Genomic DNA, 15,069 nt, shown 5'->3' with positions numbered 1-15,069 from the left:
CCTCCTGAGCATTAGAAAGTACCTTTTCATATACTAAACCAGGCATAGCGATCGCAACTACAGGCACTTTATCATCCAACAAAGCGATCGGACCATGTTTCATTTCACCAGCGGGATATCCTTCAGCGTGAATATAACTAATTTCTTTCAGTTTGAGAGCGCCTTCTAAAGCAATTGGAAAATTAATTCCTCGACCCACAAAGATAAAATCTTGAGTATCATTAAACTGGTGAGCAAAATCTTCTATTTGGCTATCTTGAGCTTCTAATATCTGTTCCATCTGTGCAGGTATCTGTCGCAAACCATTAACAATTCCTGCAATTTCTTCACCAGATAAATATTGTTTTTGCCAGCCTAATTCTAGAGCTAATAAATAAAACGCCATTACCTGTGCCACAAATGTTTTAGTAGCAGCTACACCAATTTCAAGACCTCCCCGAATATCAATAATTTGGTGAACTAAGTTAGCAATAGAACTTTCGCTGCGATTAGTAATTCCTAGCAACCTTGATGAAAATTCGGCTGGTTTATCTAAACGTCGTTGTTGTTCCATTGACAAAGCTGCCAAAGTATCTGCTGTTTCTCCAGATTGAGTAACACCAATTGTTAGAGTATTTTTTTTCAGAGGAGAAGGTGCATAACGAGCTTCAGAAGCATAATTAACTGTAGTTGAAATTCCCGCTAATTGTTCCAATAAATATTTCCCAATTAAACTAGCGTGCCAACTCGTACCACAGGCAAATATTTCAACTTGTTCTAAGTCTTGATATAGAGCAGGGGATAATTCTAAATTAGTCGGAGAAACATGATCGTTATTAATATCCCAATCGCTATTAATATAAGTTTCTAAACAACCCCGGATAACATTTGGTTGCTCGTGAATTTCCTTGAGCATAAAATGTTTAAAAATATTTTTCTCAACTAAAATCGGACTCCAGTTAAGAATACGGGGTATTTTATTCAAGCGATCGCCTGCAAAATTATAAATTTCTACCCCCAGAGGTGTTAAACGAGCTATTTCACCATTTTCTAAACTGACAACAACTTGAGTATGGGATACAAGAGCAGGAGTATCAGAAGCACAGAAAAATTCTCCTTGTCCTAAACCAATAGATAGAGGTGCTTGCTGTCTAGCAACAATAAGTTCGTTGGGATAGTCTGCACAAACAACAGCGACCGCAAATGCTCCATCCAGTTTATTCACAGTCTGACGTACAGCTTCTAAAAATGCTTCCCTGTTGCCTTCAGTAAAATTAGATAAAAATTCTGCGATTGAGTGGGGGATAACTTCCGTATCAGTATCAGAAATAAATTTATGTCCCCGACCTTCTAATTCTCTGCGTAATTCCCGATAATTTTCAATAATCCCATTTTGAACTACTGCCACTCGTCCAGTATCATCAGTATGAGGATGAGCATTATATTCTTCCGGTTTGCCATGAGTCGCCCAACGAGTGTGACCAATACCAATATTAGCTGGCATTTCTATTCCGGCCAATTTTTCCCGCAGGTTGTGTAGTTTACCCTTAGACCGAATAGATTTAATTTGCCCCTCCCAAACAGTGGCCAGTCCGGCAGAATCATAACCCCGATATTCTAGTTTTTCTAGTCCAGATAGTAAAATTTCTGTAGCTGACTGCGTACCAATATAACCAACAATTCCACACATTTTATTTTTTATTCTGACTAACTTTGACTATATATAATACTTACTCAAAGTTAGTTATCCCGTAGGATAGTTAGCTTTTTCTTTGCCATAGCAATTGCAGGTTTTGTTAGGACAATTCTCAAGTTCATCGCCAATTAACTAGCTATCAGCTTTTAGCAGCTCTGGGTAAAAATCCTCAGCTTCCTATCGGCCGGATCGCCCTCGGAGGAGTTGAAATCTCCTTTCCGTTCTGGAATGCTCCACAAACTAGGGAGTCTCAAAAAAAATCTGCTGATTGCTGACCGCTGACTGCTTCTTTAAATTACGACCTTTTTCAACATTGTTTCCCTCAGTTAAATTAAACTGTTATCAACAAATTTTGATAGGTTTGCATGAGATTGTTCAACACATAGGGATCTCAATTAGCATGGTCGAAGGTAATGCTTAACGGAACAGTCTGTCGTTGCTACAAATTGTGGCGTTGTCCAAAGTAAAACATAGACCGACTAGTTTTCATAACTCCACTGTGCATTTGAAATAATGTAAAGTTTAGGTAGGGTAAATTACCAATAAAATGAGAAATCCCCCATGTCAATGGAGGAAGAGAGCCAACATCTATATTGGAGTTTTCAATAGAGTCTCGATATACTCTACAAAACTTTGTCCAATCCATCAAGATAATATCGTTAATAACCACATCTTTAAACCTATCATCTCCACCAACAGCAACTGGAAAATAAACTGGAAGATTTTTAAAGAGATACCACTCCTCGTCAATTTTACGCGTACAGAAAGTCCACTCTAAAGATAAAGCTTTGACTAAGTTCCACATCAAGTAAGCTTGAAAAGAGGCTCCTTGGGCATTTTGAAAAGACCTCTCATAAACCTCACGAGGTTTTACCAAGTCTAACTGTATAGTTACTGAAAGGTTTGGGTTCAAGACAAATTCTTCATTATGGAAATAACGGAAAGCCCACTGTTGATATTTGCTCAATTCATCAAGGTTGAGTTTAGTACCCTGATATCTTTCTAAAGCTTCTTGTAAATCCATCTTCACTACTTTTTTTTACCTGAATATTTCAAGTATTATCTTAATATTAAGCAATTATTTCTATGAAGTAGAACTCTATTTTCAATCTGCATATCTAAAGTCCACAGACCCATCACTTCTGATAATCCCAGGTATTTGAGTAGATAGGAAAAGTGTAGGTTCATCTCCTACCTCAAAACCATGGCTGATACTTTTTGGGAAATCAAGCACATCACCTGGTTTGTAAGGTATAGGTTTTCCGTTAATTACTACAACACCAGTTCCAGTAATTATTTTGATAATTGCATCTGATTCATCATGGATATGAGCTCTATGACGAGAATTAGGTAGGTACATTACGAGTTCTTCAACAATTGGCCCTTGTCCTGCTTGGGAAAATACCCCCAACCTTGCAACTGCAAAAGGTGGAGAGTCTTCAATCACCTTAATTGGCATAAATTGACCCACAAGTTCTCTCATTGCCGAAGCAATCTTGTTGTACTTGGTAGTATCATCTACAAAATTAATTACTTCATTTGAATTGGGTGTCATTTCAGTTATCAGTACTTCGTGCAATAGGGAGGCTTGAAATACTAAAGTTTATTCTTTTCATCCCCTTAAAAGGTTATGTTTTATCAACATATTTCTTAAGATAAAACTTGACAAAAGAGATAAGTTATGAAATTGCCATTGAATCAATATTTCGCAAGAGTAAACCTATTTAAGAATAGGCTTTTCCATAATTTTACCGAAAAATTGTGGGTATGTGCCTCCCTTTTTAAGGGGATAAAAAAGCGGTCGAGAGATGGCGAGGTCTCCTCGCCATATCTAATCGACCAAGAGAAGAGAATATTCGCCAAGGTCAAGCCTCCTTATTCCAGAGGTACTGATAACTGATAACTGATAACTGAAATTACCCTCCCAAACTCCTTTCATTAATTGATAATTGATAATAGATAATTGATAATTACAAGAAAGTTTTAACCGCTACGGAATTGAATATAAGGAAATATTCTAGCACTTTTTTCCCCTTAAAAAGGTCGGCTTCAAGGCGCGAATTATTTAATTATTAATTATTCGGTAATAATTATAGAAATTAACAAAAAATAGAGGGAAAATTATTAATTCCCTCTACAAAATTTTAAGTTATTATATCTAAAGTTTTCCCACCCTCTATTAAATCTAAAATCAAAAACCAATAGAGGGAAAAGAGTATTAGTAAGCCAGACCCATACTGCGAGTAGTTTCAGCGCCAAGGTAAACGCGGACACTCAAAAAGTCAGTGGGGCAAGCAGTCTCACAACGCTTACAACCAATACAATCTTCAGTACGAGGAGATGAAGCAATTTGGCCTGCCTTACAACCATCCCAAGGTACCATTTCTAGAACGTCTAATGGACAAGCACGAACACACTGGGTGCAACCGATGCAAGTATCATAAATTTTTACTGAATGAGACATGAATTAAATTCTCCCAACAAATTGATTTTGCCGTACCTGCATAAAGGCAGATGAGACAGCAAGTTTTAGAAGTGAATGCTTCGACTTAGTTTACCGCACCACTTCTCATCCTTGATAAACATTGTTGAAAAACTTAAAATTTCTCAACGTTCGGGTAAATTAGTGATGAATGACCAAACTTTTTCAGAGTAGAGAAGCACACCTCCGAATTTATTTGTAGGAAAAAGTAAATATTAACAACTAGGGGATTTGCTTGAAAAGTTTCAGGCCAGGAGCAAGTTCCTCAGACCAAAGCAAAAAAAATTTCTGATTATAGGGGTGAACTGCCTTCGCCCCTACTTCTGACTCCTTAAATTCCCATAAAATTCATTCTGTCTCCTGTCTCCTGTCTCCTGACTCCTTCTTCAAAATAATTCAAAGTCCTAACTTTTCTAATACTGGACGAGTTGAGACTACATGACGATCCAAACCCAATTCTGTTGGAGAAACGCCTAAAGCTAAAGCTATCAGTTGAGGTAAATGCAACACTGGTAAACCTAACTTACGTCCAATAACTTTTTCTACCTCTGGTTGACGAGAATCTAAATTTAAGTGACACAAAGGGCAAGGTGTTACCATACAGTCAGCACCTTTGTCAATAGCTTCGCTCACATGATTTCCAGCCATTTGAAAAGCCTGATTAGTGGCATAACTAGAAAGAGGCCAACCACAACATTGAGTCCGGCCTCGGTAATAAATTGGAGTCGCCCCAATAGCCCGAAATACATTTTCCATAGATTCTGGTTGATAGGGGTCATCTAACGGCAAATTAGTTTGACCTCTAAGTAGATAGCAACCATAGAACGCAGCACATTTAAGGCCAGATAGTTTACGGGTAACGCGATTTTGAATTTCTTCTAGACCATAATCTGCAACCAGGGCATGAAGTAAATGTTTGACCTCTGTGCTGCCTTGATAGGGAGAACAAGTCTGTTTTTGTAAGAGGCCATTAATTTGATCTACATAGTCAGGATTGACTTGTTGAGATTCCTTGAGACGTTCATCGACATGACCAATTACCCCTTGACAAGTACTACAGTGGGTTAGTAAGGCTAAATTTAACTCTTCGGCCAAAGCTATGTTACGGGCATTAACAGTATCTTCTAGTAGTTGAGAATCCTCCTTAAAAGTACCAGAGCCACAACAGGCAGCTTTTTTCAATTCTATTAGCTCTATTCCCAGAGCTTGAGTAAGAACTTGAGTCGATTGGTAAAGCTCCCGGCAAGCTCCTTGAGCAACACAGCCAGGGAAGTAAGCATATTTCAGTGTTTGAACAGGCATAACATTAACTAATTATATAAAGAAGATAAGTATCATAGACATAACTTATTAGTATATATAATTTCTTTGTTACTTATTTATAATTAAAAGCTTATTCTGATACAAAATTTAACCACAAAATAAAAAAAGGCATTTAGAAAACTCATTTGCCTGTGTGCCGTAATAGAGGGGTCTCAGTTTTCAGATAAGATTGTATACGCGACATCCAAACTAAAAAGGAGAAAATTTTATGAGCCAAGAAGACATTTTTGACAAAGTACAGACAATTGTGTCCAGCCAGCTAGAAAAACCAAAAGAAGAAATCAAACCAGAATCTAATTTTGCCAATGATTTAGGAGCTGATTCTCTAGATACCGTAGAGTTAGTTATGGCATTGGAAGAAGAATTTGAAATCGAGATTCCAGATGAAGTAGCAGAAAAAATTTCTACCGTTCAAGCTGCTGTGGACCATATTGAACAGGAACTAACAGCCAAAGCATAACATCCCGATCAAAAACCCAAAGTTTCTGCCTTCTGGGTATGGAACTTCTGAAAACGAAAATTATGACAAATTCTGAGTTGAAACGGGTAGTTGTCACAGGAATGGGTGCTTTAACACCTATTGGCAACACCCTATCTGACTATTGGAACGGGTTATTAAGCGGTAAAAACGGTATAGGCCCAATAACCAGATTCGATGCTTCAAAACACAAATGTCGTATTGCTGGAGAGGTAAAAGGATTTGACCCTCACGACTATGTTGGTCCTAAAGATGCGAAACGAATGGACCGGTTTTCCCAGTTTGCAGTTGCAGCGAGCAAACAGGCTGTAACTGATGCCAAATTTGAAATCAATGACCTAAACGCAGAACAGGTGGGGGTAATAATTGGCACTGGGGTAGGTGGCCTAAAAGTATTAGAAGATCAACAAGAGATATATCTGACTCGTGGTCCTTCTAAGTGTAGCCCCTTTATGATTCCAATGATGATTGCTAATATGGCCGCAGGTCTAACGGCAATTCACACTGGAGCCAAAGGACCTAACTCTTGTTGTGTGACTGCTTGTGCTTCAGGGTCCAATGCTGTAGGAGATGCTTTCCGTCTGATCCAAAGGGGATTTGCTCAAGCAATGATTTGTGGTGGGGCGGAATCTGCAATTACCCCTTTAGGATTGGCAGGATTTGCTTCTGCTAAAGCCTTATCCAGGCGTAATGATGACCCAGCTCATGCAAGTCGTCCTTTTGACCGCGATCGCGATGGCTTTGTGATGGGTGAAGGTGCTGGAATTATCCTCCTAGAAGAATTGGAATGTGCCCTTAGTCGTGGGGCAAGGATATATGCAGAGGTAGTTGGTTATGGTATGACTTGTGATGCCTATCATATGACCGCTCCTGCTGCAGATGGAGAGGGGGCAAGTAGAGCTATGCAGTTGGCCATGAAAGATGCTGGTTTAACTCCAGAACAAATCAGTTACATAAATGCCCACGGTACCAGTACAGGAGCAAATGACCCAACAGAGACAAAAGCTATTAAAAAGGCATTAGGTGAAAGTGCTTATAAGGTAGCAATTAGTTCAACTAAGTCAATGACTGGTCATTTGTTAGCAGGGTCTGGGGGTATTGAAGCTATAGCAACAGTAATGGCGATCGCCCATGACAAAATTCCACCGACAATCAATTTAGATAATCCCGATCCAGAATGTGACCTAGATTATGTCCCTAATATAAGTCGTGCTCACAAAGTGGAAGCAGCTTTATCCAACTCATTTGGATTTGGAGGGCATAATGTAACTCTAGCATTTAAGAAATATGTCTAGAGGTTAGGACTAGAAATTATTTAGGGGGCTTGCACCCCCTTTTTTACTAGCTATTAGCTATTAGCTGTCAGCTATCAGCCTAAAAAGGTAGTGCATAGATAATGGTATCTGTTTGCGGAGATTCCGGAACGGAAACGCTTTTTAACAAGCTATCAGCGCTTCCCTGCGGGATGCTACGCAAACAGCTAAAATCTGCGTTTTCGGCATCCCCCACGCTTATTTGAAAAATAGAGTTGTTGGGAAATAAGAATTGAACAATGCTCAAAAGCTTACTATATAAGCTTTTCAGGAGTTTAGACATAAAAACGCTATAAACTTTGACTAATAAGAGTTTTAGCCATTTTTTTTGCTTAATTCCCAACAACTCTATTATATAAGGATTGTAGCTATTGGCGACTAATATCATGTCTGTTGGTATCGTTTGTGTAAAAGTTAGCGTGGATATCTACAAGAAATTTAAGTTTTTTTCTTGCCTGTTGCCAGATGAGCTGTTGCCTGTTGCCTATTTACTATACAAGACCGATGCTACCGGACATGAGATAAAAGATGTTGGAATTGTTGCTCTGTCTAGGTTGGAGCGATTTTTTCCTCTATTTGTGGATATCTACAAGAAATTTAAGTTTTTTTCTTGCCTGTTGCCAGATGAGCTGTTGCCTGTTGCCTATTTACTATACAAGACCGATGCTACCGGACATGAGATAAAAGATGTTGGAATTGTTGCTCTGTCTAGGTTGGAGCGATTTTTTTCTCTATTTAGGGACAACTCTAGTAGATGAATAGCCTGATGGAAAGCGATCGCATTTTCCCCACTTTGCTATCTGCTAAATATTGATGCTTTGAGGAATTTGGGAAGGGAGGAAGAACTCGTAAGGCATTAAACGGTCAGCATGGCGATTTTGGTCCTTAATTGTGGTCTCAGCAGCTTGTAAATTATCCTGGAATTTCTTCAAAGCCGCTTGCAATTGATTATTATTTGGAAATGCTGATGGGGAATATTTACCTAGTTGGGTGTAATAGACAGAGCCAAGTAAATAAAGCGTATTAATCTGGCTTTGAGCTTGACTGAGTGAAGGCAAACCTTTGATGAAACTCTCAGGATCTTGGGGATTTATTGGGGCTGGAAGATAGCGAGCCAAAGGAAATGCTGGCGTGTACATCATTTCTTGTTGAGAAAAGTTCACCGCTGCATGTTGAGCACTCGCTGTAAAAATCACTGTCGAGATTGTTTTGACTAAACAATTTATGGTGTTAAATTTGCCTTGTCCATCATCACCAAAGTTTTGCAACCGTCCCCCTTGCAAAGAAACTAATGTTGAGCCCCAAGTTTGTAAATCGGTATCACTCTCAACTGCTGAGTCGTTTCTGTAGCAGATGTTGAAATAATCCCGTACCCAAATTTCAATGGCATTCCAAATTAGTAACCCGTCATCTCGGTAGGGATAGGTTGGTAACTTGTCAGGATCGGCTACACCCCGATTTTATAAAGTTTGGGGAAATGAAATTTCATTAAAGTTAAACAAATAACTTTGTGCAGCTTTAGCTGCCATAGCTTGATCGCCACCGACGCTGCTGGCTAATATAGAGTCTACTGTACCACCAGGCGCAACTAATATTGCATGAGCGCCATAATTGATCAGCACAGTCCCCTCGAAATGAGGTACCAAAAGTTTTCTTAAACAATGATCTTCGGGTAAGTGATTAGTAGGGACAATAAAAGGCTCCACCACTAAATGAGTGCGTCCTAAATGGCTGATGAGTTCATGATAGTTAGAATCAGTCATTTGGACTATGTTTTTAGCAGTCATCCAAGATTCCCCATCTAGGGGCGTAAACAAAATCCATTCAGTGCTAATAGCTGTTCGTTGATAACTAATGGCAACAGGAAATAAAGACCTAGACCAACTATCAGCAGGTGGAACGGCAAATAGTGCTACTGGAGTAGCAATATACTTTTGCTGTTCTAATTCTCGGCTAACTTGATCAGCCATTGCAGTGTTGGAAATGTGCCTTTAGGTAGCTTTATTACAGGAAAACCTACAATTTTCTCTATAATTTTGTATCTTGGTACATTTGTCATCGCCAGAGGATTGAGATAGCTGTAATTATATTTATATTCAGCTGGGCTGTCACGCTCTAGGATGTACAACGCTACTAAAAAAGCCGCCAATTTGACTAGACTCGTGGCGGTGTTTTGTTCGCTATTTTTAGATAAAGAATTTGCTAGTTGGATTTCAGACATCTTTTGCTCTTTCCGTTAGAAAATACTAAGCTTATTTTAGTATAATTTGTATCTTGATTTTAAGGAGAAGGGAACTTAAACAACATCTTCTAATGGGTGGAACTTAGACAAAACAGAGTCATAAAATATTCTCAAATATAGACATGCAGGGTTTTTTACCTCAAAAAGGCATGAATTATTAACAGCAAGCGGGTTTTCCGGCGGAATGCGGAGCTAACAGGCATTTTTTATACCATAAAATGTCTAAGTAACACTAAAAACTTTTTAACACCCGATCAAATTTAACCAGAGTTGCAGCATTGAGTCATTGGTGACTCCCCATAAGTTGGACTATTTGAAGAAACTGCTGATTTTGAAGTTGCGTAGTATCAACTTAGAATCCCCTAGGCTTCAGCTAGGGGAGTAGTCAATCGAATAACTTTATTCCCTAACTTCACCAAAAGACTTTTTCAGCAAAAGCTACTTATTACTTTTAGTCACAACAATGCAAGTTTCCTGAACTTTAGCAAGCATATCGTGAAAAGCAGGAGTTTTTTGGCCATTTTTATCCACAATCTTCCTGAGAATATAGCTCCCTGCAGGAATCAAACCAAAAAAGATATTATTTCTGCGATACCAGGTCATACCATCGACACTATCTTCCGTTTGGATCATCTCAAAGCCAAGAATCCAGCGAGGAAATTGTATTCCATAAAATTGGGGAATCACATCTGCCCGTCTCAAAGTATTATCCTGAAAAAGTATCTTGATGAGCAATTTTTGGGACTTATTCTGCTGAAGAAGTCTTCGTCCAGCAACTGAAGGATGAAATGTCCATTGAAAGGGATCGTGAGTCCTCACTGACAAGGTTAGAGTCTCAGGATTCCATGAAGCAGAAGCATTCAGAGTCAGACAATCCTCTGGTAGATCGTTTCCATCCATAAAGTAGATACCCTGTAAGACTTCGGGTAAATCTGTACCTTTTCCTGTTGACATCCAAGTTTGGATATCATCAAAGCGACGTTCTTCTATAGTAGTGTTATCTTGATTCATCTAGGTATCTCCAAACATTAGATATTAATACTTTTAGGAATGCGGCTGGGAGATAAAACCTTATAGACTGTTTCATACCCTTAACCTCATAATAATAACTAAAGTCCACACCATAAGTTTAACTTCATAAGGGCCTTAAAATTTTTGACTTGATAACTTCCCTTGCCTAGAGATCCCTACAGTGAGATGATCTGTAATGTATATGGTCTGAGAACAATTCCAGAGCAGTATAACTGTAGTATGACAGTGGACAAATATCTGGTTTATTCGCTCCGGCATTCACACATTTCAATATATAGAAACAATAACTATGGTTGCTACAACTCAATCACTGGAAGAACTTTGTATTAACTCAATCCGCTTCTTAGCAATTGATGCAGTTCAAAAAGCTAATTCTGGCCATCCAGGACTACCCATGGGTGCTGCACCAATGGCCTTTGTCCTCTGGGATAAGTTCATGCGCTTTAACCCCAAAAATCCTAAATGGTTAAATCGCGATCGCTTCGTTCTCTCTGCTGGCCACGGCTGTATGTTACTTTACGCTCTCATGCACCTCACAGGTTTTGACAGCGTACCTATGGAAGAAATTAAACAATTCCGTCAGTGGGATTCTAAAACTCCTGGCCACCCAGAAAATCACATCACTGAAGGTATCGAGGTTACTACCGGGCCACTAGGACAAGGTATTGCTAACGCTGTAGGATTAGCTGCAGCAGAGGCCCATTTAGCTGCTACATTCAATAAGCCAGACTGTAACCTAATTGACCACTATACCTACGTCATCATGGGTGATGGTTGTAACATGGAAGGTATTTCTGGTGAAGCTGCTTCCTTAGCGGGACACTGGGGTTTAGGTAAGTTAATTGCTTTCTATGATGATAACCATATTTCCATTGACGGTCATACAGACATTTCCTTTACTGAAGATGTAAGTAAGCGTTTTGAAGCTTATGGTTGGCACGTTCAGCACGTTACTGATGGTAATACTGGTTTAGATGCGATCGCCGAAGCAATTGAAAAAGCGAAAGCGGTTACTGATAAACCTTCCATGATCAAAGTTACTACTCTTATTGGTTATGGTTCTCCTAATAAAGCTGATACTCACGATGTTCACGGTGCAGCACTCGGACCTGATGAAGTAGCAGCTACTAGGAAAAATCTTGGTTGGGAATATCCAGAATTTGAAGTGCCTGCGGATGCTCTGAGTCATTTCCGCCAAGCAGTTGACCGAGGAGCAAAATATCAGGAAGAATGGGATCAACTTTTCTCCGACTATAAATCCAAATATCCTGAAGATGCAGCTACTTTGGAACGGATGGTAAGTGGTAAGTTACCTGAAGGTTGGGCAGATGCACTTCCTAAATATACTCCTGAAAGCAAGAAGGATGCAACTCGTAACCAGTCTGGTGCAACACTAAATGCTATAGCTGGAGTTTTACCAGAGTTAATTGGTGGTTCTGCTGACTTAGCTCCTTCTAACAAGACTCTACTCAAAGGTTTAGGAGACTTCCAAAAAGGTCAATATCAAAACCGAAATATGCGTTTTGGTGTTCGGGAACATGGTATGGGAGCAATTTGTAATGGTATTGCTCTCCATGGTTCTGGGTTAATTCCTTATGGTGCAACCTTCTTGGTGTTCACTGACTATATGCGGAACTCCATCCGTTTGTCTGCTTTAGCTGAAGCTGGTGTTATTTGGGTAATGACTCACGACTCTATCGCTTTAGGTGAAGACGGACCGACTCACCAACCAGTTGAGCATATTGCATCTTTACGTTTGATTCCACAATTACTTGTGATGCGTCCTGCAGATGGTAATGAAACTTCTGGTGCATACAAGGTTGCAGTGGAAAAGGCTAAATCTTCTCATCCTCAACCTACTCTGTTAGCATTATCTCGCCAAGGTTTACCTAATTTAGCTGGTAGTTCCATTGATGGGGTTGCTAAAGGTGCTTATATTATTAGTGATGGCGAAGGTACTCCAGATATTATCTTAATTGGTACTGGTGGAGAAACTTACCAATGTGTTGACGCTGCAGAAAAACTCCGTGAGGAAGGTAAGAAAGTACGGGTGGTTTCTATGCCATGTTGGGAATTATTTGAAGAGCAAGATGCAGCTTATAAAGAGTCTGTGTTCCCTGCTGCTGTGAAGAAGCGTTTGGCAGTGGAAGCTGGTGTTAGTTTTGGTTGGCATCGTTATGTGACTGATGAAGGTGCAACTTTGAGTGTTGATACTTTTGGTGCTTCTGCTCCTGGTGGTGTTGTGCTGGAGAAGTTTGGTTTCACTGTTGATAACATTGTTGCTAAAGCTAAGGAAGTATTGGGTTAGTTTTCATAGCGATCGGCATTTAGCATTCAGCAGTCAGCAGTCATCTAGAGTTAAAACTTTACAGATAATAAGCTTTAAAGTTTTATAGTTGTCTTAATTGTAGTGTGTAGTGCTATATCTGCCTATTAGCTATCTCAAAATTTCAACTATCATTAAAGAGGTTCTCTAGAAATAGGGAACCTTTTAAATTTTCATAGCAATTCCCTTCAGTATTTTTCAGGATTTATATCATGTCCGCTGGGGCGCGTTTGTGTAAACCCAAAGGTGAATATCTACAGGAAATTTAAGTTTTTTTCTTGCTCTTAAGTATTCCTGACTGTTCCCTGTTCCCAGCTCCGGTGTTCCCTACCCTTGCTATACAATACCGATGCTACCGGACATGATATTATTCTTGTTTTTATTAATAAAAAATAAGTTGGTTTTCCGTGATTTTACTATTGCTGAGGAAATATTTAGACAGTTTTTCTTATACTAAGAAAAAATCTTTACTTAATAACAAGAAAAAATAGTTATGGATGAAGCTGTAAGAAAGATAGCAGGTGTAGGATTACCCGGTGTTATACTTTTAATTGCAATGGCAACGACGGGGTTCACTGGTGCTGCAGCAATTACAGCAGCATTAGCAATGTTAGGACCCGGAGGAATGATTGGTGGTATCGTATTCTTGGGAGTAATAGGACTCGCATCAGATGCACTGACAAAGTATGGGTTAGAAGCTTTGTTGAAAGGAGTTTATCTACAGAGAAAATCAGATGGTGAACCTTTATCAAATCTATGTAGATAAATTGATAGATTACCAATTTCATTAGAACTTAAACTAATACTAAAAAATGCTATTGGGTACTAATAGTTAAAACTAAAGCATAAGTCGATTTGGTTTTTATTGACTTGATTATCAATTATAATTAAAGAGGTGTTGAAAAAGAAGTCTATCGTTTCCGGATACTTAAAGTAACTGAAAAGATTCCTAAAGCTAATAATCAACCAATTCGACTTCAAAGATGGGCGGATAAATTATGGCGAGAAGAACTATTTTGTCCTGTTTATCCTACTAAACGTTTTGGTTATCCAGCTTTTCTAATTCCTGATGGAAATAGTCCAGAAGTAGGAAAGATATTAGAAATAACAGATGTACCTGATAAGACTTATTTTATCGAAGTGGCTAAAGAAACTTTGGATGTAAAAATTGAAGATGCTATTGGTAAAGAAAGAGAACTTGTTTGTAGGATATTAGAAAGACCTTTTACAGATAAATTTAAGAGTCTTGATGATAAGTTTTGGCGTTCAAATTGGACATTGTTTTTTAATCAAATTCCGGGAAATGAAGGTGTAAATAAAGATATTGTTAATGCTTACCGTGGTTTCAAATTTGGTGTTGTTTATTTAGAAGGTGATGGGTTTTACTTTGCTGCGGATATAAGAACTAAATATGTTGGTAAAAAATCTTTCGCAGATTATACAGATAATGAAAAAAATGAGATTCTCCAACAACATACAGATTTAACACTTAATGATGAAAAAAGAGCTTTTTTCCTTCGTGATAATGGAACAAAAAAAATTCCTTGTCGTTATGTAGGTACTACAGGAAAAACGATAAATCAATATACTGTTAAAGACTTGGGTAAGACTGTTTATGAATATTATTGTCAAAAGTATTCACAACTTAAAATATCTCCTCACGAGGAGGCAGTTTTTGTAAAAGATCGTTTGGATAAAGATAGATTTATAGCTGTTCCTATTTCACGTCTTTTTCCAATTTTTACAACGGAGTATGAAGGATTACGAAAATGGCCTATTTGTCCTCAAGTTAGTCCTGATAAACGAGTTCGTATAATTTCAAGTTTTATCGATGAATTATCTGGTGTGGAGTATGAAAATCAACCAGTTGAAATTAAACAAAAATATTTAAAAAGAGAGAGAACGGTCTTTATCCCTCCAAATTTAGAGTACGGTGGTGGTGAACTTCATAAACCTTTCTTGAGTTCAAATATTCCTCAAAAAACAAGTAAAGATTTTGACGATCAAGTAACAAAATGGGCTTCAAGTAAATTATCAGCTCTATACAGAAATAAGTCTTACTCTAAATTTCCTTTTCCTGACACTATCTTGTTATATCCTGACACATTAAAACGAGGCGATCGCGAATTTTTTTGAAGGACTTAAAAAAGGAAATTAAACAACAAACAGAATTAGATTGTTCCATTGTCTTGCAAAGG

At 38.5% G+C, this 15,069-nt stretch carries 14 protein-coding genes and 1 pseudogene; 6 read left to right on the top strand and 9 right to left on the bottom strand.

Annotation, left to right across the window (positions count from 1 at the left end; genetic code table 11):
• From glmS to D5R40_RS23655, 5 genes are all read right to left on the bottom strand, one after another.
• A partial coding sequence (glmS, locus tag D5R40_RS23675; protein WP_124155300.1) for a glutamine--fructose-6-phosphate transaminase (isomerizing) occupies positions 1 to 1,669 on the bottom strand: 1,669 nt, incomplete at its 3' end.
• Between the two features lie 445 nt (positions 1,670 to 2,114).
• A complete protein-coding gene (locus D5R40_RS23670) occupies positions 2,115 to 2,699 on the bottom strand; it encodes a hypothetical protein (protein WP_153183504.1) in 585 nt (194 codons plus the stop codon).
• An 81-nt stretch (positions 2,700 to 2,780) separates the two neighbouring features.
• The gene (locus tag D5R40_RS23665) at positions 2,781 to 3,230 is read right to left on the bottom strand and encodes a cupin domain-containing protein (RefSeq protein WP_124155299.1); all 450 of its coding nucleotides are present in this window, start codon (positions 3,228 to 3,230) and stop codon (positions 2,781 to 2,783) included.
• Positions 3,231 to 3,893: 663 nt separating this feature from the next.
• Positions 3,894 to 4,139: a photosystem I iron-sulfur center protein PsaC gene (psaC, locus tag D5R40_RS23660; protein WP_006616272.1), complete on the bottom strand. Its 246-nt coding sequence runs from the start codon at positions 4,137 to 4,139 to the stop codon at positions 3,894 to 3,896.
• Between the two features lie 414 nt (positions 4,140 to 4,553).
• Positions 4,554 to 5,459: a CoB--CoM heterodisulfide reductase iron-sulfur subunit B family protein gene (locus D5R40_RS23655; RefSeq protein ID WP_124147850.1), complete on the bottom strand. Its 906-nt coding sequence runs from the start codon at positions 5,457 to 5,459 to the stop codon at positions 4,554 to 4,556.
• 229 nt (positions 5,460 to 5,688) lie between these two features.
• On the opposite strand from D5R40_RS23655, the gene acpP reads away from it, so the two are divergent.
• Together acpP and fabF are read left to right on the top strand one after the other, a co-directional pair.
• Entirely contained in the window at positions 5,689 to 5,940 is a 252-nt protein-coding gene (gene acpP, locus D5R40_RS23650; protein ID WP_124147851.1) for an acyl carrier protein, read from the top strand.
• 62 nt (positions 5,941 to 6,002) lie between these two features.
• On the top strand, positions 6,003 to 7,253 hold the full coding sequence (gene fabF / locus D5R40_RS23645; protein WP_124147852.1) for a beta-ketoacyl-ACP synthase II: 1,251 nt from the start codon (positions 6,003 to 6,005) through the stop codon (positions 7,251 to 7,253).
• Between the two features lie 79 nt (positions 7,254 to 7,332).
• On the opposite strand, the gene D5R40_RS23640 is transcribed toward fabF, so the two are convergent.
• Positions 7,333 to 7,659: a hypothetical protein gene (locus tag D5R40_RS23640; RefSeq protein ID WP_124147853.1), complete on the bottom strand. Its 327-nt coding sequence runs from the start codon at positions 7,657 to 7,659 to the stop codon at positions 7,333 to 7,335.
• Between D5R40_RS23640 and D5R40_RS23635 the strand changes: the two genes are divergently transcribed.
• Positions 7,658 to 8,029 carry a hypothetical protein gene (locus D5R40_RS23635; RefSeq protein ID WP_124147854.1) on the top strand — a complete coding sequence of 124 codons (372 nt, stop codon included), beginning with the start codon at positions 7,658 to 7,660 and terminating at the stop codon, positions 8,027 to 8,029. The two genes, D5R40_RS23640 and D5R40_RS23635, sit on opposite strands and share 2 nt — an antisense overlap.
• 45 nt (positions 8,030 to 8,074) lie before the next feature.
• Here the strand turns inward: D5R40_RS23635 and D5R40_RS39980 are convergent.
• From D5R40_RS39980 to D5R40_RS23620, 3 genes and pseudogenes are all read right to left on the bottom strand, one after another.
• Positions 8,075 to 9,058, bottom strand: a pseudogene (locus D5R40_RS39980) (lipoxygenase family protein).
• A gap of 155 nt (positions 9,059 to 9,213) precedes the next feature.
• A complete protein-coding gene (locus D5R40_RS23625; RefSeq protein ID WP_124147855.1) occupies positions 9,214 to 9,492 on the bottom strand; it encodes a hypothetical protein in 279 nt (92 codons plus the stop codon).
• 459 nt (positions 9,493 to 9,951) lie between these two features.
• Positions 9,952 to 10,524, bottom strand: coding sequence for a hypothetical protein (locus D5R40_RS23620; protein WP_124147856.1), 573 nt, complete (start codon positions 10,522 to 10,524; stop codon positions 9,952 to 9,954).
• Positions 10,525 to 10,834: 310 nt separating this feature from the next.
• Here D5R40_RS23620 and tkt point away from each other — a divergent pair, with 310 nt between their 5' ends.
• The 3 genes from tkt to D5R40_RS23605 all read left to right on the top strand — a co-directional run bounded on the left by tkt (position 10,835) and on the right by D5R40_RS23605 (position 15,007).
• On the top strand, positions 10,835 to 12,853 hold the full coding sequence (gene tkt, locus D5R40_RS23615) for a transketolase (RefSeq protein WP_124147857.1): 2,019 nt from the start codon (positions 10,835 to 10,837) through the stop codon (positions 12,851 to 12,853).
• A 511-nt stretch (positions 12,854 to 13,364) separates the two neighbouring features.
• Positions 13,365 to 13,637 (top strand): hypothetical protein, encoded by a 273-nt coding sequence (locus D5R40_RS23610; RefSeq protein WP_124147858.1) that lies wholly within the window; start codon positions 13,365 to 13,367, stop codon positions 13,635 to 13,637.
• Positions 13,638 to 14,011: 374 nt separating this feature from the next.
• Positions 14,012 to 15,007 (top strand): hypothetical protein, encoded by a 996-nt coding sequence (locus D5R40_RS23605; protein WP_124147859.1) that lies wholly within the window; start codon positions 14,012 to 14,014, stop codon positions 15,005 to 15,007.
• Positions 15,008 to 15,069: the final 62 nt, after the last annotated feature.

The organism is Okeania hirsuta (assembly GCF_003838195.1).
Taxonomy (GTDB): domain Bacteria; phylum Cyanobacteriota; class Cyanobacteriia; order Cyanobacteriales; family Microcoleaceae; genus Okeania; species Okeania hirsuta.
The sequence above is the reverse complement of the archived record's forward strand: the minus strand, read 5'-3'. Positions and strand labels throughout refer to the sequence as shown.

What these genes read in the sequence shown, in the direction of transcription:
- D5R40_RS23670 (WP_153183504.1), bottom strand. Translation starts at nt 2,699, where the DNA reads ATGGATTTACAAGAAGCTTTAGAAAGATATCAGGGTACTAAACTCAAC.
- D5R40_RS23665 (WP_124155299.1), bottom strand. Translation starts at nt 3,230, where the DNA reads ATGACACCCAATTCAAATGAAGTAATTAATTTTGTAGATGATACTACC.
- psaC (WP_006616272.1), bottom strand. Translation starts at nt 4,139, where the DNA reads ATGTCTCATTCAGTAAAAATTTATGATACTTGCATCGGTTGCACCCAG.
- D5R40_RS23655 (WP_124147850.1), bottom strand. Translation starts at nt 5,459, where the DNA reads ATGCCTGTTCAAACACTGAAATATGCTTACTTCCCTGGCTGTGTTGCT.
- acpP (WP_124147851.1), top strand. Translation starts at nt 5,689, where the DNA reads ATGAGCCAAGAAGACATTTTTGACAAAGTACAGACAATTGTGTCCAGC.
- fabF (WP_124147852.1), top strand. Translation starts at nt 6,003, where the DNA reads ATGACAAATTCTGAGTTGAAACGGGTAGTTGTCACAGGAATGGGTGCT.
- D5R40_RS23635 (WP_124147854.1), top strand. Translation starts at nt 7,658, where the DNA reads ATGTCTGTTGGTATCGTTTGTGTAAAAGTTAGCGTGGATATCTACAAG.
- D5R40_RS23640 (WP_124147853.1), bottom strand. Translation starts at nt 7,659, where the DNA reads ATGATATTAGTCGCCAATAGCTACAATCCTTATATAATAGAGTTGTTG.
- D5R40_RS23625 (WP_124147855.1), bottom strand. Translation starts at nt 9,492, where the DNA reads ATGTCTGAAATCCAACTAGCAAATTCTTTATCTAAAAATAGCGAACAA.
- D5R40_RS23620 (WP_124147856.1), bottom strand. Translation starts at nt 10,524, where the DNA reads ATGAATCAAGATAACACTACTATAGAAGAACGTCGCTTTGATGATATC.
- tkt (WP_124147857.1), top strand. Translation starts at nt 10,835, where the DNA reads ATGGTTGCTACAACTCAATCACTGGAAGAACTTTGTATTAACTCAATC.
- D5R40_RS23610 (WP_124147858.1), top strand. Translation starts at nt 13,365, where the DNA reads ATGGATGAAGCTGTAAGAAAGATAGCAGGTGTAGGATTACCCGGTGTT.